The 22369-nt window shown below is 71.3% G+C and carries 18 protein-coding genes; 7 read left to right on the top strand and 11 right to left on the bottom strand.

What is annotated here, in order from left to right; translation table 11 throughout:
• Positions 1-247 precede the first annotated feature (247 nt).
• Both AMS65_RS03665 and AMS65_RS03660 read left to right on the top strand, forming a co-directional pair.
• Complete coding sequence (locus AMS65_RS03665; protein ID WP_053382804.1) at positions 248-1237, top strand: EamA family transporter; 990 nt, start codon at positions 248-250, stop codon at positions 1235-1237.
• The gene (locus AMS65_RS03660) at positions 1234-2385 is read left to right on the top strand and encodes an agmatine deiminase family protein (RefSeq protein ID WP_241489326.1); all 1152 of its coding nucleotides are present in this window, start codon (positions 1234-1236) and stop codon (positions 2383-2385) included. Before AMS65_RS03665 ends, AMS65_RS03660 begins: the two co-directional genes overlap by 4 nt.
• Here AMS65_RS03660 and AMS65_RS03655 read toward each other — a convergent pair.
• The 4 genes from AMS65_RS03655 to AMS65_RS03640 are packed head-to-tail and all read right to left on the bottom strand — an operon-like array spanning position 2318 to position 6040.
• Entirely contained in the window at positions 2318-3190 is an 873-nt protein-coding gene (locus AMS65_RS03655; RefSeq protein ID WP_053382803.1) for a PrsW family glutamic-type intramembrane protease, read from the bottom strand. The two genes, AMS65_RS03660 and AMS65_RS03655, sit on opposite strands and share 68 nt — an antisense overlap.
• On the bottom strand, positions 3187-3858 hold the full coding sequence (locus tag AMS65_RS03650; RefSeq protein ID WP_053382802.1) for a hypothetical protein: 672 nt from the start codon (positions 3856-3858) through the stop codon (positions 3187-3189). The genes AMS65_RS03655 and AMS65_RS03650 overlap by 4 nt, the downstream gene beginning before the upstream one ends.
• A 6-nt stretch (positions 3859-3864) precedes the next feature.
• Positions 3865-5487 (bottom strand): serine hydrolase, encoded by a 1623-nt coding sequence (locus tag AMS65_RS03645; protein ID WP_053382801.1) that lies wholly within the window; start codon positions 5485-5487, stop codon positions 3865-3867.
• The gene (locus AMS65_RS03640) at positions 5471-6040 is read right to left on the bottom strand and encodes a DUF6790 family protein (protein ID WP_053382800.1); all 570 of its coding nucleotides are present in this window, start codon (positions 6038-6040) and stop codon (positions 5471-5473) included. Before AMS65_RS03640 ends, AMS65_RS03645 begins: the two co-directional genes overlap by 17 nt.
• Before the next feature lie 155 nt (positions 6041-6195).
• On the opposite strand from AMS65_RS03640, the gene AMS65_RS03635 reads away from it, so the two are divergent.
• The 3 genes from AMS65_RS03635 to AMS65_RS03625 all read left to right on the top strand — a co-directional run bounded on the left by AMS65_RS03635 (position 6196) and on the right by AMS65_RS03625 (position 9935).
• A complete protein-coding gene (locus tag AMS65_RS03635) occupies positions 6196-6876 on the top strand; it encodes a TetR/AcrR family transcriptional regulator (RefSeq protein WP_162231747.1) in 681 nt (226 codons plus the stop codon).
• A 93-nt stretch (positions 6877-6969) separates the two neighbouring features.
• Entirely contained in the window at positions 6970-8412 is a 1443-nt protein-coding gene (locus tag AMS65_RS03630) for a hypothetical protein (protein WP_053382798.1), read from the top strand.
• A gap of 95 nt (positions 8413-8507) precedes the next feature.
• Positions 8508-9935 (top strand): hypothetical protein, encoded by a 1428-nt coding sequence (locus AMS65_RS03625; protein ID WP_053382797.1) that lies wholly within the window; start codon positions 8508-8510, stop codon positions 9933-9935.
• 166 nt (positions 9936-10101) lie between these two features.
• Here AMS65_RS03625 and AMS65_RS03620 read toward each other — a convergent pair whose 3' ends face one another.
• The 7 genes from AMS65_RS03620 to AMS65_RS20305 form a co-directional block, all read right to left on the bottom strand.
• Positions 10102-10743, bottom strand: a complete 642-nt coding sequence (locus tag AMS65_RS03620) for a TetR/AcrR family transcriptional regulator (protein WP_053382796.1) — start codon at positions 10741-10743, stop codon at positions 10102-10104.
• 105 nt (positions 10744-10848) lie between these two features.
• Positions 10849-11937 carry an EamA family transporter gene (locus AMS65_RS03615; protein WP_053382795.1) on the bottom strand — a complete coding sequence of 363 codons (1089 nt, stop codon included), beginning with the start codon at positions 11935-11937 and terminating at the stop codon, positions 10849-10851.
• Between the two features lie 182 nt (positions 11938-12119).
• The gene (locus AMS65_RS03610) at positions 12120-14036 is read right to left on the bottom strand and encodes a DUF2207 domain-containing protein (RefSeq protein ID WP_053382794.1); all 1917 of its coding nucleotides are present in this window, start codon (positions 14034-14036) and stop codon (positions 12120-12122) included.
• Positions 14033-14716: a hypothetical protein gene (locus AMS65_RS03605; protein ID WP_053382793.1), complete on the bottom strand. Its 684-nt coding sequence runs from the start codon at positions 14714-14716 to the stop codon at positions 14033-14035. Before AMS65_RS03605 ends, AMS65_RS03610 begins: the two co-directional genes overlap by 4 nt.
• Before the next feature lie 148 nt (positions 14717-14864).
• Positions 14865-15488 (bottom strand): TetR/AcrR family transcriptional regulator, encoded by a 624-nt coding sequence (locus tag AMS65_RS03600; RefSeq protein WP_157502049.1) that lies wholly within the window; start codon positions 15486-15488, stop codon positions 14865-14867.
• Positions 15489-15572: 84 nt separating this feature from the next.
• Positions 15573-16790, bottom strand: coding sequence for a helix-turn-helix domain-containing protein (locus tag AMS65_RS19310; RefSeq protein WP_162231746.1), 1218 nt, complete (start codon positions 16788-16790; stop codon positions 15573-15575).
• Between the two features lie 5 nt (positions 16791-16795).
• Positions 16796-17779 (bottom strand): helix-turn-helix transcriptional regulator, encoded by a 984-nt coding sequence (locus AMS65_RS20305; RefSeq protein ID WP_053382790.1) that lies wholly within the window; start codon positions 17777-17779, stop codon positions 16796-16798.
• A gap of 374 nt (positions 17780-18153) precedes the next feature.
• Here AMS65_RS20305 and AMS65_RS03585 point away from each other — a divergent pair, with 374 nt between their 5' ends.
• Entirely contained in the window at positions 18154-20235 is a 2082-nt protein-coding gene (locus tag AMS65_RS03585; RefSeq protein WP_053382789.1) for a carboxypeptidase regulatory-like domain-containing protein, read from the top strand.
• Positions 20232-22328, top strand: a complete 2097-nt coding sequence (locus AMS65_RS19765; protein ID WP_053382788.1) for an Ig-like domain-containing protein — start codon at positions 20232-20234, stop codon at positions 22326-22328. Before AMS65_RS03585 ends, AMS65_RS19765 begins: the two co-directional genes overlap by 4 nt.
• Positions 22329-22369: the final 41 nt, after the last annotated feature.

The following is a 22369-nucleotide window of genomic DNA, read 5'->3' as shown; positions in this document are numbered from 1 at the left end:
CGAATTCGAGGCCGGTGTGCTGCACTATCGCGGTGATAGTGCAGCACACCGGCCTCGAATTCGCCACGCGGGCGGGGCGGGGTGCGGGCCGGGTAGGTGGGGCGGGGTGCGGGCGGCCGGGCGGGGTGCGGGCGGCGGGGCCGGCGGGGCCGGCTGGCGCAGCTCTGCCATGGCATGTTCCGGCTGTCGTAAAACTAACCTTATTTGGTTAATTTAATGGCACGACAACTTCTCCCAGGAGGCGAGCATGTCCAGCCAGACGCCCATCCCCACCACCATCCGCATGACCGCACGAGCCGCCGCACGAGCCGCCGCACGGCTCGGATCCCGCGCCGAGCAGCTGACTCCGCGCGGCCGCGGCGCCCTCGGCCTCGTGCTGGTGCTCGTCGCCTCCACGAGCGTGCAGATCTCGGCCCTGCTGGCGCAGACCCTCTTCGACCGCATCGACCCGCTCGGCGTGAGCGGACTGCGCTTCACCATCGCCGCGGCCACGATGCTCCTCGTCGTGCGCCCCCGGCTGCGCGGTCGCACCCGCGCCGAGTGGCTGCTGCTCCTGCTCTACGGCGGCAGCATCGCCGCGATGAATCTCTGCATGTACCGCGCCCTCGTCCACCTGCCGTTGGGCGTTGCGATCACACTCGAGTTCCTCGGCCCGTTCGCCCTCGCGATCCTCGCCTCGCGGCGGCCGCGGCAGGCGCTCTTCGCCGTGCTCGGCCTCGTCGGAGTGGTGCTGATCGCCAGGCCCTCGGCCGGGTTCGATCCCCTCGGGCTGCTCTTCGGCGGGCTGGCCGCGCTCTCGCTCGCCGGCTACATCGCGGTCGCCGATCGCATCGGCAAGCGCAGCGGCGGCAGCGCAGAACTCGCGCTGGCGTTCGGGATCGCGGCGCTGCTCACCTCCCCCTTCGCGGTCGCGTCGGTCGGCGCGCTGGTATGGGCGGACCTTCCGGTGCTGGCCGTGTCCGCTCTGCTCGGCGTGGTGCTCGCCTTCACGGCGGACTTCCTCGCCGTGCGGGTGACCGGGGCCCGCACCGTCGCGATCCTGCTCTCGCTCGACCCCGTACTCGCGGCGGCGCTCGGAGCCGTGATCGCCGGAGAGAGGCTCGACGCGCTGACCCTCTGCGGCATGGTCTGCGTGGCCGCGGCCGGTGGGCTCGCGACGTTCTTCAGCGGCGAGAAGCCGGCGCCCGCGGGGCTGGGCGCGCACGAACGCGGTGCGACGATGGAGCAGGCCGCGTGATCCCCCCGGCCGCGCTCCCCGCCACCGCGCTCCCCTCGGGCCGAGCCCCCGACGCAGCCTACTCCGCAACCCCCTCCGCTCCCCCGGCGTACCGCATGCCGCACGAGGGCGCACCCCAGACCCGCACGTGGATGGCCTGGCCGGCGGCCGACTACATGCTCGACGGCTCCCACGCCCCTCGCGACTCCGTGTGGCGGGCCTGGGCAACGGTCGCGAACACCATCCGCGAGTTCCAGCCCGTCACCGTGCTCGTCGACCCCGCGCATCGGGACTCGGCCCGGAAGCACCTCTCGGCCGGGGTCGAGCAGCTCGTGACCCCCGTCGACGACGCCTGGATGCGCGACAGCGGGCCGAGCTTCGTCGTCGCGGCGGAGTCGGGCCGGCTCACGGCGGTGAGCTGGGAGTTCAACGCCTGGGGCGGGCTCGACCTCGCCGGCACCCGGGCCGACAACGAGGTCGCGGCCCGCGTCGCCGCCGCCGCGGGAACCGACCTGCTGCGCTCCTCGATGGTGAACGAGGGCGGAGGCATCCACGTCGACGGCGCCGGTACGGTGCTCGTCACCGAGACGGTGCAGCTCGATCCGCGCCGCAACCCGGGCTGGACCCGCGCCGACGTCGAGCGGGAGCTCGCCCGCACGATCGGCGCCGAGACGGCGATCTGGGTCGAGCGCGGCCTGCACCGGGATTACGGCCCGCTCGGCACCCGCGGCCACATCGACATGGTCGCGAGCTTCAGCGAGCCCGGCACCGTGCTGCTGCACGCGCAGCGGGATCCCGCGCACCCCGACCATCGCCTCTCCCGTGCGCTGCGCAGCCGGTTCTCGCGGGAGCGGGATGCGCGGGACCGCCCGCTGACCGTGATCGACCTGCCGGCTCCGCGCACGCTGCGCGACCGGACGGGGTGGGTGGACTACACGTACGTGAACCACGCGCTCGTGAACGGCGCGGTCATCGCGTGCACCTTCGAGGATCCGGCTGACGCCGAGGCAGTATCCGTCCTCCGCGACGCCTACCCCGGGCGCCGGGTGATCGGGATCGACGCCCGCCCGATCTTCGCGCTGGGCGGAGGCATCCACTGCATCACGCAGCAGCAGCCGGCACCGCCGCGGCCGCCTCGCTCCGCCGCGCCAGCACCACCGCCGCGATGAATCCCGCCAGCGTCACCGCGTACACCGCGATCAGCACCCCGGCCTTCGCGCGCGGATCGACGGACGGGGCGGGGGCGTCCCAGAGCGCGTGCAGCGCCATGGGGCCGAGGATCCCGAGCAGGATCAGCCACCACCGCGCCGGCATTCCCGCCCGGTACCGCGCGAGGCAGGCGGCCAGCGCGGCGCCCGCGATCCCGGTCCACAGCGCGTGGAGGCCGAAGCCGATGCCGGTGCGGATGAGGCTCATGCGCACGACTCCGTCGAGGTCGTGGGCGTCGAGCAGGTAGATGAGGTTCTCCGCGATCTCGAATCCGGCGCCGACGAGCACCCCGTAGATCGCCCCGTCCAGCGCGGTGATGCGCTCGCGCGAAGCGAGGAGCAGCACGCCGAGCACACCGACCGCGCGCAGCAGGTCCTCGTCGAGCGGCGCCGCGATCGATGCCGCGAGGCTGTGCAGGCCGAGGGATCGCAGCGCGGCGAAGTAGTGGGAGTTCGCGAGGACGGCGACCACGGGGACCACCGTGAGCCCCCAGGCGAGCGCTATGAGCCGCAGCGCGACCGGTCGCCCGCGGCCGCGCGACACCGCCCGCGCGACCAGCCAGAGCGCCGCGAGCTGCACGGCGGCGGTCAGGCCCGCGACCCCCATCGACACGGCGGACGGCTCCTGCGCGGCGAACGCCAGCAGCTGCAGCGGCGCGCAGACGAGCAGGCCGACGAGCATCACCCAGAAGACGGGGTGCTCGGGCTGCCAGAGCCCCGGCGCGCGCCCGCTCGGCCCACGGACCGCGCTCGGGATCGGCCTCACGGGAGCAACTCCACGCTGTCGAGCATGCGGTGCAGCTCGGCCAGCGTCCGCTCGCGCCGATCGTCACCGCCCCCGTCGAGAACGGCATCGGTGAAGACCGCATCCACGAGCACGCAGTGCGTCGGTCCGGAACGAGTGCAGAGCGCGATGGCGAGCGACGGATTATCGCCGGCCGCGAGGTCGTGCTCGACCGAGTACAGGTCGAGCCCCGAGCCGGTGAGCGACGTCTCGACCCGCAGCGCCGACGCTCCGACCGGGAGGGACTCCCGCAGGAGGGTCTCGGGATCGGCGACGTCGGTGCGCAGCGACACCGAGACGATCGCCGCGTCACCGGGCGCCGCATACGGACCGGTCTGACGCCCGCCCGCCCAGGACCAGCCCGCGGGCGCGATGAGTCCGGCGAGCACCGGCCCGTCGGCACCGGCCTCCTGGAACTCGACGCGTTCGTACACGCCGATGCGATCCTCGGACGGTTCCGGGGCGAACGCCTCCAGCAGCAGGGGAGCGACGATCAGCGCCGCGACGACGGCGACCATGGTCCCGGCTCCGCCCCACGCGAGGCGTCGGGTTCCACCGTCCTCGGCCTCGTTCCCGCGCTCGGCCTCGTTCCCGCGCTCCCCCTCGCCGACGGCCGCACGCGCGCCGGGCTGCGCGCCCCGCTCCCGCACGAGCCGCTATCCCCGGCGCGTCCAGGTGCCGAGGCCCTGCTCGTCGAAGGAGGCGAGGCGCACCGATCCCCCGTCACCCGGTGCGAAGACGGCGCTCGCCAGGGACCCGAACGGGGCGCTCTCGCTGCTGGGCGAGTAGGCGAAGGTCGCTCCGTCCCACGGCTCGAGCGCGAGCTCGGCGCCGCCCGCGGGGCCGAGTCGTGCACGCAGGCCGTCTCCGTCGGACTCGACGATGAGCGGGCCGAAGTAGGGGTTGTCGTAGGTGCCGACGAGGCTCTCGGCGGCGGGAGGGGCCGACGGATCGGCGGGGCGGTCCGCTCCGGCGAGATCGCCGGTGGGAGCCGTGTAGCCCGCGAAGAAGCCCGCGGCGTCGGAGACCCAGTCGCGCGTCGTGTGCCCGTATTGCACCAGATCGAGGAACTGCGCCGTGACGGCCTCCGGCAGCCCCACCGGAGCCCCGTTGGTGAGTACCACGATGCCGAGGTCGAGATCGGGCACGATCTGGAAGTTGGTGGCCGCCCCCAGCACGAAGGCCCCCGAGTGGGAGATCGCCATGCGTCCGCTCACCTGCGGCGAGGCGTTGAAACCGAAGCCGTAGTGCGCGGGGCGCCCGTTCAGTCCGGGACCGGTGCCCGACACCGTCTGCGGCGTCATGGCCGCCGTGAGCGCCGCGGGATCCGCGATCCGCGTCCCGTCCAGCTCGCCGTCCGCGAGCAGCATCCGCATCCATCGCGCGAGATCGGCGACCGTCGAGGAGACGCCGCCGGCCGGCGACTGCGGGTCGGGATCCCGGTCGTAAGCGGCGACGAACGTCCCTCCCTCGAGGGCGTGCAGCAGCGCGCGATCATCGTGGGAGACGAAGTCATCGTGCCGCGCCGAGGTCGAGGTCATGCCGAGCGGCTCGAAGACCAGCTCATCCATCAGGTCTTCCCACGGCTCGTCGCGCGAGGCCGCGACGGCTTCGGCCCCCACCGTGAGCCCGAAGTTGGAGTAGTGATAGCTCGTGCGGAAGGCGCCGAGCGGCTGCTGATCGAGACGATCGAGGATCGCCGCACGGTCGTAGCCGAGATCCTCGAGATCGTCGCCGGCCCCGGTGGCGAGCCCCGTGCGGTGGCTGAAAGCATCGCCGACGGTCGCGTGCTCCGTGACCACCGGATCGGAGAGCGCGAAGTCGGGCAGCAGGTCATGGATCGGAGTCTCCCAGTCCAACGCGCCGCCGCTCTCCCCGATCGCCGCCGCCACTCCGGTCGCCGAGAGCGGCTTGGAGAGCGAGGCGATCTGGAAAACGGTGTCGGGCGCCACCGCCAGGTCGGTGCCGATCTCGCGCACGCCGTACCCCTCGGCGAACAGAACGTCGTCGCCGTGCACGACGGCGACCGCCATGCCGGGCACGCCGGACTGCTCGAGCGCGTGCTCGGCGATGCCCGGCAGCGCGACGAGGGCGCGCTCGATCTGAGCGTCGAGCGTGTCCGGCAGCGCGATGACATCCTGGCCGGGGGTGTCGCCGACGCCGACCTCGATACGAGGCGGTTCCGCCGGTTCGGCCGGCGACGTGCACCCCGTCGTCAGCAGTGCGAGGGCGGTGACCGCCCCGAGTCGTGCGGCGAAACGGCTACGCGAGTGCGGCATGGGCGACGGGCTCCTCGGGACGGATGCGATCCCGACCGCGGTCTCGCGTCGCGAAGGCGCAGCCCCAGAGCACGAAACCGATGATCGGCGTGATGATGTCACTGTAGAGGATCAGGCCGGCGTTGTGGCTCGACATGTTGCCGGTGGTGATGATGTCGACGATGTGTGTGCCGGCGGCGCCCCAGAGGAAGCAGGCCGGACCGACGAGCGCGGCGAACTTCAGGCTGAACGGCATGCGCTGGGGGAACGCGATGAGGCCGACGATCGCGACGCCGATGCTCGCGAACCCGACCTCGGCCTGGAAGCCGTTGTTCTCCCACCCGATCAGCGAGGCCGAGAGGTCGCCGAACACGGTGTGCATGATGCCGTTGAAGAAGTAGGTGACGCCGATCGCGAAGAACAGGAACCAGTTGAGGAAGGTCGCGAAGATCCCGTGCCGATCGGGGCGCTTCGCCAGGACCACGATCGCCGCGACGACGATGCCCACGAGGAAGAACGTCAGGGTGAAGTTCTTGAGAGTGAAGGCGATGATGCCGCCGATGAGTTCTTCCATGGGTGTTGCGCCTTTCTGCGAAGTTCGTCGGGAGAGTGCGGGCCCCGCGACCGACCCGGTACGCATCGGGGAACGGAATCGCGCACTTCATGCAAGAATGCTGTAACTAGCATAGCTGCATTATTTGCCCTGATGCATCGAGAAAGGTGCCGATGATGCCCGATTCCCCGCATCCCAACGACTCACCCCGAGACCCCGCCCCACCGAACGCTCCGGTGCCGCAGTCCCGCCACACCCGCAGAAAAGCGCGCACCCGCGCCCGCATCACCGACGCGGCGAACCGGCTCTTCGCCGAGAAGGGCTACCTCGAGACCTCGGTCGAGGACATCTCGGAGGCCGCCGACGTCGCGGTGCGCACCATTTACACGCACTTCCCCTCCAAGGCGGCGATCCTGCTCAGCTACTTCGACGACTGGCTCGACACCCTCGTCGACGGCATTCTCGCCCGCCCGGTCGACGAACCCATCGCCGAGGCGGTCGCCGCATCACTGCGCGCGATGACCGAGGACGGGTGGGTGGACCGCTCGTACGGCAACGTGGCGGAGTCGCCGCCGTCGGCGCTGGGCCTGGTCGCCGGCCCGCCGGAGGTAGCCGGCTACATGATGCACGCCTGGATGCAGGCCCAGGATCGCATCGCCGCCGACGCCGCCGAGCGCGGTGATTTCCCACCGGATTCCCGGATCCCGCAGGCCCGAGCCACCGCGGTCTTCGCCGCGTGCATGGCGCCGATCTTCACCGCTCGACTCTCGCTCACCGGCGAGCCGCTGCCCTCCGATGCGACGGCGAACAGTCTGATCGTGGAGTTCGCGACGCGCCTCACCCGCGGCCAGCTGTAGCGGGAGGCGAAGATCCTCTTGCTAATTTAATGCAAAGCATGCAATACTCCCTCTGATGCAATTTATGCAGTCATGGCAGTAAGGGAGTCGAACATGACGATACGAGCGTCCAGACATCCGCACGCAGCGCGTCAGGCACTGCGCTGGAGCGGCGTCACCGCCTTCGCGCTCGCGGCAGCGCTCACCGTGGTGGGTTGCACAGCCGGCGATCTGGCGCAGACCGGCAAGGCGGTCGGCGGCGGTGAATCAGATCCGACCAGCCTGGTCGGCACGATCGAGCCGCTCGGCGAGCTGGTGACGCCGCAGGAGTTTCCCGACGGGGAGGAAGCGGGCACCGTCGCGGCCGGCGAAGGTCTGCTGACGAGCGATGCGCACGAGGAGACTCGCCTGCCCCGCATCCACCTGACGGTCGCGAGCCCCGATGGCGACATCGCGAAGCGCGGCGAGACCTACAAGAACAAACCCAACAAGGACAAGCGCTACGAGTGCGTGGACCACTCCCAGGGCGGAGCCACCGTCGGCTTCCACGAGCCGATGGTGGTCGAGAAGGTGAAAGCCGGCGGGATCAGCCGATCCTGTCTCGAGGAGAAGGGCGACCCCGAACTCGAGGTCACCTACACCCTGCCCGGCACCACCGATCTGGCCTGGGTGTACGTGAAGGTGCCCGACTGGGGCGACAACATTCTGCAGTGCTCCATCATCGACCCCAAGACCTGGAAGACCAACACCAAGTCGAACTGGGCCTGCGACGCACGCTGGCTGCAGGACGGTGGTCACGGCTGGAACCCGATGCCGAAGGTGCGCTTCACCGACAAGAAGAAGCTCGTCGTGCTCGAAGATTCGGCCGAAGCCCAGCGCATTCTCAAGGAGTACTGCGCCGACGGGCAGCCCGAGTGCAAGTTCAAGGCCACCACGCAGGAGGTCGTCAAGCCCGACGAGTCACACTGGCGCCTGCTCAGCTACTTCGACAACTGCAGCTCATCGCGCACGGAGAACGGCAAGCACCTCTGGGAAGACGAGGTCGTACACAAGCAGACGGACTCGCTCGGCTTTTCAGCCATGGTCGCCGGCGGGAAGCCTCACGCGGTGAACCTCGAGGTCAAGGCCGAGTACGAGCACATGTGGAGCGCTGCCTACAAGTACTCTGCCGAGATCGAGCAGCCGGTGCCGTGGGGCTGGGCCAACTGGTTCTACTCACAGGAGGCCTATCTGCACATCGTCGGCCAGTTCACCGTGTCAACCCCAACGGCCACCTACCAGATCAACGATGCCGACTTCCATCTGCCCCTCAACACGTCTTGGACGGATGAAGGCGGCAACGTGATCGAGCCGCAGACCACGGGCGCTCTCGCATACCCCGTCGTCTGCCCCAACGACGAGCTGGTGCCGAAGGCCGGCGCTGAGACCCTCTCGGATCCGCAGCGCGATCAGGTGCTGCAGAGCAACCCTCCGTACGTCTCGGGTTCCCCCTCCCCCGGCGCCGACTGGTTGCTCGCCCACGGCGGCGTGTACACCGAGATCCCGGCGAAGCCATGAGGCGCCGGTTCACACCGCAGGGCAGCGAAGCCGCGCAGCCCTGCGCACCCACCGACCGGCGCACCTCGTCCCACCATCGTCACCCAGGAGCCGAAATGACCCCGAAGACCCGCACACGCGTCCGAAGTCGAAGCAGCTGGATCGGCGCGATCGCCCTCTCGCTGACCGTCGCGATCGGCGCCGTCGGCTGTTCGCCCGACACTCTCGCGCAGAGCACGAAGGCCGTCGGCGACGAATCGAGTGTCGACGCGAGCGAGATTCCGCAGGCGCCCGACCCCGCCACCATCGAGCCGATGTCCTCGGCGACCTCCAGCGCCGAGGCGGGCGGCGAGATCTCCACCACCGGTGACGACATCCCCGCGGATGCGGTGCTCCCGGCGGTACAGTCGGCCTCAGCCGAGGAGCCCGCACCTCAGTCGGGCGACCAGAAGCTCGGGCCGCGCGCCGCTATGACCGTGCAGACCCTGCCCGGGCTGGCGAAGTTCGGCGCCGACGTCACGGGCGGCGGCTGCCGCGGGTACAACGCATCGTGGTCGACAATCCCCGACCGGATCGCAGCGAACAATGCCGGGAACTGGTGCTTCCAGGGCGACGTGCTCGGAGCCGCCGAGATCCAAGCGAACTTCACGATCGACGGCTCGAAAGATCTGCTGTGGACACACACGAAGATCCCCACCATCGGCGATAACACCGTCGCATGCTCGATCCTCGACGCCCGCACCTGGAAACCGCAGACGCGCTCGCGCTACGCCTGCAAGGCCGAGTGGACCGCCGACAAGGGGCACGGCCTCAACCCGAAGCCGAAGATCACGCTCTACGAGAAGCCGACCGTGGTCATCACCGACCAAGCCGAGGCGGAGCAGCTGCTCACGGAGAAATGCTCGAAGAACGAGCCCACCTGCCGGTTCATCTCGACGAAGCAGGAGGTCAAGACGCAGGATCGGGCCCACTGGCACGTTCTGCACAGCTACCAGAATTGCGGCCCCAGCCGCGAGGAGAACGCGCGTCACAAGTGGTCGAAGGGGGTCGAGCACAAGCTCGAGCACAAGCTCGCGGGTTCGGCCACGCTCACCATCGGCAACCCGGAAAAACTCGCGCTCGCCATCGAGGCCAAGTACAGCCGCGCCTGGGAACTCGAGCACACGTACAAGGCCAGCATCGACGTTCCGGTCGTCTGGGGATGGGCGAGCATCCTCTACGGGCAGGAGTCAAACCTGCACGTCAGCGGCAGCTTCGAGATCGTCGAAGAGAAGCGCATCGTGCGTATCAACGACACGAGCTACATGCTCCCGCTCTCGGAATCGTGGACGGACGAGACCAACATGACCTACGCCGCCGAGCAGCTGCACGGATTCGCCTACCCCGTGAAGTGCCCGAACGAGGACATCGTGCCGAAGCCCGACGACGAGAAGGAGCACGACAAGGAGCGCGAGAAGCTGCTGCAGTCGGCGCCTGAGCTGCCCGAGAACCCCACCCCCGACTGGATCCTCGCGCACGGCGGCATGGAGATCGAGCTCGACTGAGTTGAGCCGAGCCGGGCCGATCCAGGCCGAGCCGAGCCGGAACCGGGCGAGACGCGTGAGCGCTCGCCCGGTTCCGTCGTATAGGACGGGTCGGCTGCGCCTGTCGGGTCGGACCGGTTCGGCCCATCGAACCGGTCGAAACCGGGGACCGTCCCAGTTCGTTCGCCTACAGCTTGCCGCTCGCCATCAGCGCGAGCACCTCGAGTCCGATCCCGTGCCCGGTCGCGCCCGCCGACAGTTCCCGTCCGCGCTCGCGCCCGCCAGCCGCCGAGAGCGCCGCGATCCACGCGGCGAACACCGCGACCGCGCGCGCCTGGGGCTCGAGCGAGCCGGGCTCGTAGTCGCCCCGCTCGATCGCGTCCCTGGCGATGCGGTCCATCTCGCGCATCCACCGCTGCAGCACGTGACCGGCGACGTCGGGCGAGCCCTCGTGCAGGTGCCCGACCATGGGGTGCACCGGGGTGTCGTGATCCTCGGGGTGGTCGGCCCACCCCTCCGCCTCGACCGCCCGCAGCGCCTCGCGCACCGTGTCGGCCACCGGCTCATCGACCGGGCGCTGCAGTACTGCGCCCACGAAGGTGTCAACCCAGGTGTCGAAGGCCGCGAGCATGATCGCCGCCTTCGACGGGAAGTGCGTGTAGATGGTGCGCACGGCTACGTCCGCCGCGTCTGAGATGTCCTCGATCGAGGTCTCGGCGTATCCCCGCTCACCGAACAGCCGCTCCGCCGCGTCGAGGATCTTGGCACGCGTCGCCGCCTTCCGACGCTCCTGGCGGGTGCCGGGAAGTGGGGTCTCGCGCTCAGCCATGCCCCCACCATACGCGAGCCAGCTGGCAACGTGCATAATTGCACGAATTGCACTTTAGGGCTCCGGCGCGGGACGCGGGACGCGGGATCCGCGCCGCGCGGCCAGCTACGCCAGCGACATGCCGACGAGGGAGACGAGCGAGAGCACGATGCCGATGCCCTGCAGCCGATTGGGGCGCTCCCCCAGGAGCACGAAGGCCAGACCGATCGTGACCGCGGGATAGAAGCCGCTCACCACCGACAGCACCGCCAGGTCGCCGACCGCCAGCCCGAAGCTGAAGAGCGCGTTGGCCGTCGCATCGAGGGTGCCGCTGAGCATCGCGAGCATGACCGCCGAGATCAGCACCGCACGTTTGGCCGCGCCCCGCGACTTCCGAGCGGACGGAGCATTCCCCGTGGACGTGGCAGCCGGCGCGGTGGCCCGGGCGGAGATCAGCGTGGCGGTACCGGATCCCGCGGCGCCGGCGGGCACCTCGGCACCATCGGACCCGGCAGCCGCCCCGCCCCGCGACGACGACGCGAAGCGCTCGGGCACTGGCACCCCGGAACGGGGATCGACCGGGCGCCCGCCGACGACGACGCGCCGCCCCCTGGCGGCGAGCACGGCCACGATCAGGAAGGCGACGACGGCGCAGGTGATGCGGTTCGCCATGAGCGGGGTGAGGCCCGCCTCATCGACGTGGACGTTGCCGAGGCCGCCGTCGAGATAGATGTAGAAGACGCCGAGGAAGGCTCCGGCGAAGGCGGCCTTGACCATGTCGGCCGGACGCGCCTTCGAGGTGCGCCCGTCGGGGGCCGCCGCGACGAGCCCGATGGCGATGAGCCCGATCACGACCGCGATCCACCCCAGCCCGCTGAAGGTCTCACCGGTCGCGAGGCCCGCGAACATCGGCACCACCGTCGAGACGATCGCCACGATCGGCGAGAGCGTGGTCATCGGGCCGACCGAGTACGCGGAGTAGAGCAGCCAGATCCCGAGGCACGAGGCGAGACCCGTGGCGATGCCTCCGATCCAGGTCTCGGCATGCCACACGCCCCCGTCGAACGGAGCCGCGATGGTCAGCGCGACGACCCCGGCGAGGGCCGCGAGGGCCGTGACGAGCATCGCGATGATGCGCTTGGAGGCGAAGCCGCCGATGAAGTCGGCCGCGCCGAAGAAGAGGGCGCTGGAGGCGCCGAAGAGAACGGCGAGCATGCGGGGTCCTTTCGAGAGGGTGGAACGTGAGGTGGGGTGAATGGGGTGGGGTGGATCCTGCGACTCGTTCCTCGCGCAGGATGACGGAGGAGGAATTGCTCGCGCGGGAGGGCGGGGTTCCTCGCGCAGGATGACGGGGAGAAGCCCTCCGCAGGATGACGGGATCGGGTGCGGGATCGGGGCTACACGCCGCCTCCCCCGCCTCCGCCGCCGCCCCCGCCGGAGGACCCGCCCCCGCCGGAGCCGCCGGAGCTCGACGACGCGGCGCTGCCCGAGTAGCTCGTGGAGGTCGATGCGACGAAGCCTCCGATGAGGTTGGGGAAGGTCGAGAGCGGCAGCCCGGCGTCGGCGAGCAGCCACCTCTGCTGCACGCGTTCGTAGTAGTGCGCGAGGGTCTGCATCCACTCCCGCTCGAGTCCGAACAGCACCGCGTAGGGCAAGAGCAGCTCGTAGACGCGCACCACGGCGATCTCGAACTCCGGATCGACCGCGGCAGCCGAGGCTGCGACCGGCCATCCGCCGGCTCTCTGTGCTGCATCGACCCGCTCCGCACCCCTCGCGCTCTGCAGCATGCGGATGCGGTCGGCCTCGGCGACGCGGATGAAGAGCTGGAGCCCGCGCAGATGGTCGACCGCCTCGCGCCCCGCGGCGGTGAGCGGCCGCCTCCGGAAGGCGTGGATGAGCAGGAAGACGGTCGCCGCGGTGCCCGCCATGCCAAGCAGGGCCGGAAAAGCGAGGGCGGGATCCCGCTCCACCCGCTCGATGAGGGCGTACAGCCCGATCGCCTGCGCGACCGCGGTGCACGCGGCGAGCAGGATCACGGCGGCGAGTGAGGCGGCGGCGGGCCTGCGGCGCAGCCCGAGGGCGAGCGCGCGACGCGCGGTTTCGCCGCGCCAGGCGATGACGCGCTCGGCGAGCTGCCCGTCGTTGCGATCGAACCAGCGCGCTGCGCCCGGGCTGGGCTTCGGCGGGAAGAGGATGCCCGCGAAGGATCGCTCCGCCGCCGTCAGTCCTTCCTCCCCCAGCGCCTGCACGCCGTACACGGGCACGGACGGGATGGCCGCGCCCGGCGCGGCGGAGACCCCGCCCACCCGGATCCCCCGATACGCCGCCAACGGCATGGCGTGCTGCAGCAGGCGGGCGTTGCCGCGCACCGCGAGGTCGAGCATCGCCGCCACCGCCGCGCGCGACTGGCGCTGCAGCAGCTCCGCGGCGAGGAACACGTCGATCTGCGAGGGAGGCTCGTACTGGGCGATGACGGCGCGGCGGCGCGGAGCGTCGCGCCAGGCCGTGCGGGAGAGGACGAGGATCGCGCCAGCGGTCAGGAGCGCAGCCGCCGCGGGGAGCGCGACGAGGATCGGGGCAAAGCGCTGCACGAAGCCCGGCTGCGGCTCCGCGAAGGTGCGCGGCGCGAAGCCGGCGGCGACGGTCAGGTTCTCGTGCGGGCCGAGCCCCTCGGCCGCCGCGCTCAGCACCGCCGAGCCGTCCGCGGCGTCGACGCGCTCGATCGCGCACCGATCGGTCGACCCGTCCACGCCCCGGTAGCAGGCGGCGTCTCCGGTGAGCGCCTCCGCGACGCCGGGGGCGACGTGCAGTTCGACCGAGACCCGGTGGAAGGGCTGCCGCCAGCCGGTCCCGTTGACGTCCCAGTAGAATTCGTCGGCGGCCGTGTCGGCGAAGAAGCCGGTGACGTCCCGCTGGGTGTATTCGATGACGTACGTCTGCTCGCCGTGGACGAACCGCCCCTCGGGCACCGCGATCGTGAGCACCTCGAAGTCGCCGTCGGCGTCGATCGTGTAGTCGCGTCGTTCGCCGGCAGCGTCGGTAACGGCGACGATCTCGAGCCGGGTGTCGAAGCCCCGGTAGTGGCTCGGGATCGCACGCTTGATGCCGCGGTTCTGGTCATGCTCCGGGAACACCGCGACGAGGGTCTCGCGGGTGCGCAGCGTCGAGTGCCCGCTCTCGTCCCGGTCGAGCAGGTACTCGGCGTGGAAGGAGGCGAACTCGAAGTCGTCGACGCCGGCGCTGGCCGGCGGCGCCGCGACGAGCAGGAGCAGCGCCGCCAGCAGCGCGGAGATGAGCGCGCGCACCGCCGTCACACCCGGGAGACGGTCACGGACCGGTGCGCGAGCCGCCCGTCCTGGTCTGCGACGGTCACCGTGTAGGTGGTGGAGCCGTTACCGCAGAAGAAGTCCCAGGTGAACGACCCGGAGGGCGAGACCTGCTGCAGGGGCGCCGCCGAGGCATCGGCGGTGTCGACGCCGAACCAGCCCGCGGTCGCGTTGACGCTCGACCAGCTCACGGTCACGGGGTGCACCTCGCCGTCGTCGGCGCAGGCGATCGCAGTGGCGGAGGCCTGGAATCCGGTGAAGGCGGGCACCGCGGGGACGGGCGGCGCGACGGGGGTGCTCGGCGATCCGGAGCCGGCTGCGGCTCCCCCGCCCGAACCCGCGGTCGAACCCGCGGCCGACGCGTGCGGCTCGGAGTCCGCGGCCTCGGGAGCCGGGGCTGCGGCTTCCTCCTCCGAGGCAGCCGCAGCGGCCGACGGCGTCGGGCCGCTCTCCGGCGCGGGCGCCCCGCGCACGACCAGAAGCACGATCGCGGCGGCGAGCGCGAGGGCGAGCAGGCCGCAGGCGATGCCGAGGATCGGGACGAGTGCGCGCCGGCGGGGTGCGGCGCCGGTCTCGCCGGCCGCACCGGCTTCGGCGCCGCGGTCGGCGCCCTGCGGGGACGTCGCGACGGACGGCGCGACGGGGATGGGGGCGGTGTCGGTGATCATGGCGGATCCTGCTTCGGGAGATGGTGCTCGCGGCACGGCGGTGAGCCGTGCGCCGAGGGAACCGGTGGTTCCACCATCAGGCTAAATGAAGCAGATTAGTTTAATGACGACAGGTTTCTGCCTTGGCAGGAACCGGCCACGGCCCGGCTCAGGAGGCGGCGCGACCCTCCAGGAGCTTCTCGAGGGCTGCGACGAACGACTCGACCGCGAAGCCGAAGACGGCGTCGGCTCGATCCCGGCCCTTCGGGTTGGCGCGCAGCGACTCCCCGAGAGCGGTGTCGTCGAGCTCGGTCTCGATCGGATAGACCCGATCGGGGGCGCCCAGGTCGAGCGCCCCGCCCGCGGTGAGCAGGTCGACGGTGCCGATGATCCGGTAGACCTCCTCCACCGTGAAGCCCGCGTTCCGCAGCACCTCGGCGAAGTCGACCACCGAGGAGATGGGGTCCCCGGCCGCGACCTGCGAGATCATCAGGTCGGCGGCGAGCCAAGGGTGCTGCCCGATCGAGTTGCGGTCGTGATAGGCGACGTGCCGCACGACCTCCTGCCACGGCCAGCTGCGATCGATCTTCGGACCCTGCTCGCGGTGGATGGCCTCGCGCATCAGCTCCAGCACCTCGTCGAGGCCGTTCACGTGGTTGTAGAGCGAGGGCGAGGTGACGCCGAGATGCTTGGCGAGCTGCGCCATCGTGAGCCTGCCGTGGTCGTCCGCGATCTCGAGCGCCGCACGGGCGATGCGGTCGCGCGAGAGAATCGCCACCTTCGGTCTAGCCATGGAAGCACCTCGTCTCATCACCGATGACCGCGCAGATCATCGACGTCATCACCGGACCCCCAGCGGGCCCGGAGGCGGAACTCATCATATTCGTCGCCCGCCGCGGCTCGATCCGGCACCCGATCCGGGGTCCGATCCTGGGCCTCCCGCAGCCGGCCCGCCCGGGGCCTCCGCGGCACGAACGCGCCTCGCCCACCAGACGCCCAGTTCGAAACGCGAGCGCGCACCGATCTCGTCCATGAGCTCCGCGATGATCCGCTGCACGGTGCGCACGGAGAGGCCCAGGATCGCGGCGCACTCCTGGTCCTCGTGCCCCTGCTCGCGCAGTGCGAGGATCGTCTCCCGCTGCGGACCCGCGAAGGGGTACCCGATCCCCCACCTCCACCAGGTGTCGAACACCTCGCCCAGGGCGCCCGCGAGCGCCGGATCCTCCGTGGTGACGAGGCCCGAGACGGGATCCTGCGCCGAGGCAGCGGAGAGCACCGTCCGGCCGCTCGGATCGCAGCCGAGCCACCCCGGCACCCGGCGCAGCACGCGCACGGTGATACCGAGGCGGCTGAGGCGCTGCAGCAGTTCGGCGCCGTCCGGGTCCTCCAGCGCGTCGCTGCCCACCAGCAGCTCGGCTCCGCCGCCCGGTGCCGCGCCGGGGGCGCTCTCGACGGGCGCGGTCTCGAGCTCGCGCACCAGTTCGTCGAACTCCCGCCGCATCCTCGAGAGGCGCGGGATCGCCAGGCGCATGCCGCGCAGGCCGGTTTCGACGCAGGTGCGCCACCACAGCGCGGCGTCACCCGCCGCGAGATGCAGCACGGGGGCGCCCTCCGGCCCGGGCGCTGCGTCTGCAGGAACGGCGGGGCCGGGAACGGCGGGGCCGGGAACGGCGGGGCCGGGAACGGCGGGGCCGGGAACGGGGAGCACCGCCGAGCCGGCAGCGGGATCGCGCCGGGTCGGGGCGCCCGTCGCGGCGCCGAGCGAGCGGAGGGCCTCGCGGGCGATCGCGACCCGCGCCCGATGCTGCGCGAGGGACTCGGCGGCCCGCGCCCTCGTGATCTCGGAGGGAACCGCGTAGCCGAGGCCACCGGGTTCGACCGTCACGAACCCCGCGTCTTCGAGTCGCGTGAGCGACTCCGCGAGATCGACGCCCGGCTGCGCCACACCGCGGATGCCCTCGAGCGAGCGCGGCGTGCCGCGCAGCAGACGCAGCAGGAGATCGCGGGACCGGGTGTCGAGCACGGCGCTCGCGGAGTTCTCGGAGCGCACAGCACTCGCGGAGTTTGCGGAGTTCGTGCGGGGGGCCGCGCTCACGGCGATCACCACTCCCGCCCGGCCCACGCGGCGCCGAGCTCGAATCGCGAATTGACGCCGAGCTCGTCCATCGCCTCGGCGACCCGGCGGCGCACGGTCCGCAGCCCGAGCCCGAGAGCCTCGGCGATCTGCTCGTCCGACTTGCCGCGCCCCATGAGGTCGAGCACGGTCTGCCAGCTCTGCCCGCTCTGCGGGTACGGTGCGGCGCTGGCCCAGAGGGCGTCGAAGAGGGTCTGCACCGCCGAGACCACCGGTGCGGAGTAGATGAAGGCGATCCCCTCGGGCGAGGTGGCGCCCCAGGCCGTCGGCAGGCACGCCATGCTGTCCCGCTCCAGCGAGAACCAGCCCGGGAGCCGCGGCGAGAGCCGGATCTGCGCGCCGAGTCCGACGAGCATGTCGACGATCTGCCGATCCTCGTCGTCCTCCAGAGCGCTGGAGGTGAAGAGGTACCTCGCCTCGAAGTTCTCGGGGAAGGCGTCGGCGCCGAGTTCCAGCATCGGGGCGAAGTTCCTGCGGATCCAGCCGAGGTCGGGCACCACCGCGCACGGGTTCTGGGGGGCGAGGCGCGCCGATATCTCGAACCACCTCGTCATCGCCTGATCGGTGCCGCGGGCGATCTCGCCCTGGATCTGCTGCCCCTCGGCCGCCGAACCGAGTTGCCAGGCCCGCGTCAGCTCGGGCAGCTGGGAGACCAGTTCCGACAGTTCGGCCAGTCGCTGCTGCTCGTCGTCGAGCACCTGCGCGGCGAGCGACGCGATGAGCGGCTCGGGATCCAGATACTCGAGCGAACCGCCGGACTCCGCGACGAGGCCCGATCCCACGAGCGCGTCGAGCACGGTCGACGCCTCAGCCGCATCGAGCAGGCGGAGCGCCTCCTCGCGGGTGCCGGGGCGGATGCGGAGCAGCGGGAGCAGCTCGGCCGCGTGCTCGCGCACGATCGCCGCGGCGCGGCCGAGAGGCGCGGCCCCCTGCCATTCGGTCTCGCTCATCGCGATCCTCGCTCTCGTTCGGGTCGCCGTCCTCCTGCGGCGGCGGCACCGGAAGACGGTGTCGGGTTTCTGCCGTGGCACATCAGCGCCATCAATAAACTAACCAGCTTTGGTTATGGTTCCATTGTGCACCATCCGAACCCGGATTGCACGAGAACAACTCCAGACCGGCTTCGCCGCCCTCCGGCGGAGTCCGCTGCCGACAGGCGGGGCGCGAAGTGCAATCTCACACGGCGCCGCCTCGGACACGGTTGGTCCTGGCCGCGCCTCGCGGCGGCGCCTCCCGCGGCAGCAACCCGAGGGGTGCGGTGCGATCCGCGCCGCACCCCTCCCCGCTCCAGGACCGCACCACAGGATCGAACCACAGGACAGCCATGAACCCCAGAACCCCATCCCTGCTCGGACGCACCGGTCTCGCGTGCGCCCTCGTCACCGCGATGCTCCTGCCCGCCGCCGCCGCGCAGGCCGAGGAACCCGCCGCTCCAGCGGCTCCGGCGACCGCGCTCTCCGGCGCCGACCCGTCTGCCGCACCGGAGGAACCGGGTGCGCACCCCGGAGCTCCGGCGCAGGGCGATCCCGCGCAGGATCCGGTGCCGCAGGATCCCGCGCAGGACGATGCCGCACGACTCGCGCTTCCTGCGCCCGAGGAGCCTCTGGCGCACGAGACGGCCGGGCCCATTGCGGGTGAGCCTGCGGCGGAGCCCGTCGCGGAGCCCGTCGCGGAGCCTGTGGCGGAGCCTCTGGCGGAACCGACGGCAGCGGAGCCCGCGACGCCCGCCGAGGCCGACGGCGACCGCGAGGCTCCCGCACATGACGGGGACCCGAGCGCCCCACCCCTCGAGACGCGCTCCGCGCCGAAGCTGCCGCAGACGACTCTCGTGGCAGCCGCTCTGCCGAAGCGCACCCTCACGGGCACGGTGACCGACGCCAACGGCCTCCCCCTCGCAGGCGCCGAGGTGCGCATCGACTCCGCCGTCGGCGAGCATCGGGCCACCACCGCCCCCGACGGCTCCTTCAGCATTCCCGACCTGCCCGTGGGCAATTACGCCTACTACGTCGAGTACCCGGGACGCGTCGGCGCCTGGGGCACGGCGACGCTGACCCCGCAGGGCAGCGCCCGCCTCGATGTCGCGCTCTCGCTCTACTCGACCGTGTCGGGACGGATCACCGATGTCAACGGCCAGGGCATCGAGAACGCTCTGGTGCAGCTGCTCTACCCGAACGGCGGCGGCCACAGCACGCACACCGCCGCCGACGGCACCTATGCGTTCACCGAGATCGCACCGGGGTCGGGGACGATCCGCGTCAGCGGCCCTCAGGGCTCGGAATTCGCGACCGTCTGGTGGTCGGGCGCATCCGCCGGTTCGGCGGCGACCGCGCTCGAGTTCCCCTCGACCGGCGTGACGCTCACCGGCATCGACGCCGAGCTGCGCACCGCGGCCATCGCGGTCGGCTACGTGCTGCTGCCGGGCGACTCACCGGTTCCGGGCGCCCGGGTGGAGGTGTTCGACGACGAGGGCTCGCTCGTGTACGGGGGCAACACCGATGCGAGCGGACGCTTCGCGACCACCGGCCTCCCCCTCGGCGAGTACACCGTGCACGCGAGCTGGTGGGACGACGCCGCGCAGCTCGATCTCCTGTCGCAGCCGCGCAGCTTCACCATGAGCGGGCAGCAGTTCAACCTGCAACCGCTCGTGCTGGACGGCCTGGCCGAACCGGCGCCGGTGCTGCGGTTCACCGCGGCGGACGACAGCTACACCACGCCGCAGAACACCCTGCTGCAGGTCGGAGCGCCGGGCGTGCTCGCGAACGACGACCTGAACGGCCTGCTGCAGGACGACCCCGACGAGCCGTTCTTCGTGGACGGCATCGTGACCCCGACCTCGCACGGCGAGGTGCTGCTCGCCGCAGACGGCTCCTTCGTCTACCAGCCCGACGACGGCTTCACCGGCGTCGACAGCTTCACGTACCGGCTGTTCGACCCTGCCTCGAGCGTGGTACTCAACCCGAACATGCCCGGCCTCACCGCGACCGTGACCATCCGGGTGGGCGCCTCGAGCGGCGAGTCGGACGGGAACAGCTCAGGCGAATCCGGCAGCTCAGGCGAATCCGCCGCCGACGGGAACGCCTCGGGATCCGCGAGCGGCCCGGGATCCGACGGCTCGGCGAACGGCTCCGGATCGAGCGACCCGGGATCCGGCAGCACGGGATCGCACGATCACACCGGAGGCACTGACGCCGCGGGGCCGCAGCAGACCGCTCCGGGCGCAGCGATCCCGGGCGCCCTCGCACGCACCGGCTTCGACGATCGCGCGCTCATCTGGGTGCTCGGGATCGCCGGCTTCCTGCTGGTGGACGGCGCGGTGCTGCTGCTCGTCATGCGGCACCGCCGCAGCCGCGCAGCCCGGGCGCTCGCGGGCGTCGAGCTCGTCGCGAACGAAGGAGAGCGCCCGTGAAGCAGCGCGCCCGCGTCGCCCTCGGCGTCGCCCTGGCCGTGAGCCTCATGGCTCCGGCGGGCCTCGCCTCATCGGCCGCGCTCGCAGCGGACGAGGAGGCGGCACCCGTCGAGCAGATCGCCGCCGCCGCGGTGGCCGACGAGGCCGCGGAGCCCGCCGAGACCGAACCGGGCGGTTCTCGGGCAGCGCCACCCGACACCGCTCGCGCCGAGACCGAACCCCGCCTGCCCGAGGGCTCCGGCGGAAGCGCCCAGCTGCTCCCGCCGAACACCTCTCGCTACGTCACGGTCCGAGTGCGCGACGTGAATGGCGACCCGGTCAGAAGCGGCACCGTGCTGATCCAAGGGCACGGGGAGCGTGTGATCGACAGCGATGGCGAGGCGCACTATCTCTCGCTCCCCTACGGCAGCTATACGTTCTCGGCGAATCCGAGCATCACGAGCCGCCCCGATCTGATGGGGCACAGCGGTCAACTCGACGTGGGTCAGGAAGTGCACGTCTTCACCGTCACCCTGCTCTCGAAGCCGAACGTGAACGCGATCGGCTTCCGGGGCACCATGACCGACGCCTCGACCGGACTGCCGCTGGTGAGGGGCAGTATCTGGGTCGAACCCGTGGATCGGAGCGAGCCGCGGTTCACCGCATCGGCCCGCGCAGCGGATGGCACGTACTGGATCACCGGGCTCCAGCAGAAGCCCTACAGCGTGATCTTCGAGAGCTACGGGTACGCATCGCAATACACGATCCTCACCCCCGGCGCTTCATACCCTGTGCACGATCCTTCGCTGACGCCGAACCGCAATCTCGCCATGGGCCTGGTGACCGATCCCGAGGGCTATCCGGTGCAAGGGGCGACCATCGAGCTCTACGATCCGGCGACCGGGGCCGTGGCCGGAACGACCTCGGTGCTCAGCACCGGGCACTGGGAGGGTCACTTCAACGAGGCGAACATCGATCCCGGCGTCTACGCGATCCGGGTGATCCCGCCGGCGGGCACCGACCTTGCCACCACCTACTACCCGGGTGCCTACGACCCCTCGCAGGCCGTCGCGGTGGATTTCGGCCCGGGAGAGCTGGTCAAGCGCATCGATATCGCCGTGCTCGGCACGCGGCTGTCCGCAGTCGGGGACTCGTATGCGACGCCGCTGAACGCCGAGCTCCGGGTGACCGGACCCGCCTCGGGGCTCCTCGACAACGATGACGGCTACCGCAGCCTCCGCGTCTCGGGCATCCAGGGCGTCGTGAACGCGAACAGCCCCGACATCACCCGCCCCACCGACAGGAACGGCGAGGTGACCGTGGCGACCGATGGCACATTCACCTACTTCCCGCCGACCGACTTCGAGGGCATCGACACCTTCACGTACATGCTGCGCGATGAGGGGCCGATCGCCTCGGCCACGGCGACCGTCCGCATCACCGTCGGCGACCCCGCTCCCGACGACCCCGCTCCCGACGAGCCCGTCGTGCTGCGCGATGACGCCTACTCGACGCCGCACGGAACCGCGATCCCACTGCACCCCCAGTGCGACCTCTCCGAGTTCCACTTCGGCGGCAACGACAGCGGCGAGATACGCTCGTGGCAGCTCGTCGACGACGTGCAGCACGGCGTGCTCGAGTTCGAGGACAAGGGCTGCTTCGGGTACGTTCCGGACCCGGGGTTCAGCGGCACCGACCGCTTCACCTACACGGCCGACGACGACAATGGCCGGCCCACCGGGCAGACCGCCACCGTGACGATCACCGTGGGAGCGAAGGGCGGCGGTTCCGGCGGCGCGAGCGGGGGCGGCCACGCCGATGGCCGCTCCGGCTCCGGCGACCACAGCGGCGATGGCGGCTCGACCAGAGGCAGCACCGCCAGCACCGGCACCGGCGCGACCGCGACCGCGAACACCAAGACGGACACCGACGCCGCGCGCGCCGACGGGCTGGCCACGACCGGCGATCCGGGCATGCAGCTCGGCTGGGGACTGGCCCTCGCGGTGGCCGGGCTCTGCGCGAGCGGCCTGCTGCTCGCCGGGCGGCGGGTCTCGGGCAGGCCGCCGGCAGCGCGGTGGCAGCGTTCTGCCGAGGCACGACCGCGCCACGAATAAACTAATCAGATTCAGTTACCGTGTCAGTGAGCGATCGCAGT

This window comes from Leucobacter celer subsp. astrifaciens (assembly GCF_001273835.1).
Lineage (GTDB): Bacteria > Actinomycetota > Actinomycetes > Actinomycetales > Microbacteriaceae > Leucobacter > Leucobacter celer.
Note: the sequence above shows the minus strand (reverse complement) of the source record. Positions and strands in the feature narration are given on the sequence as shown.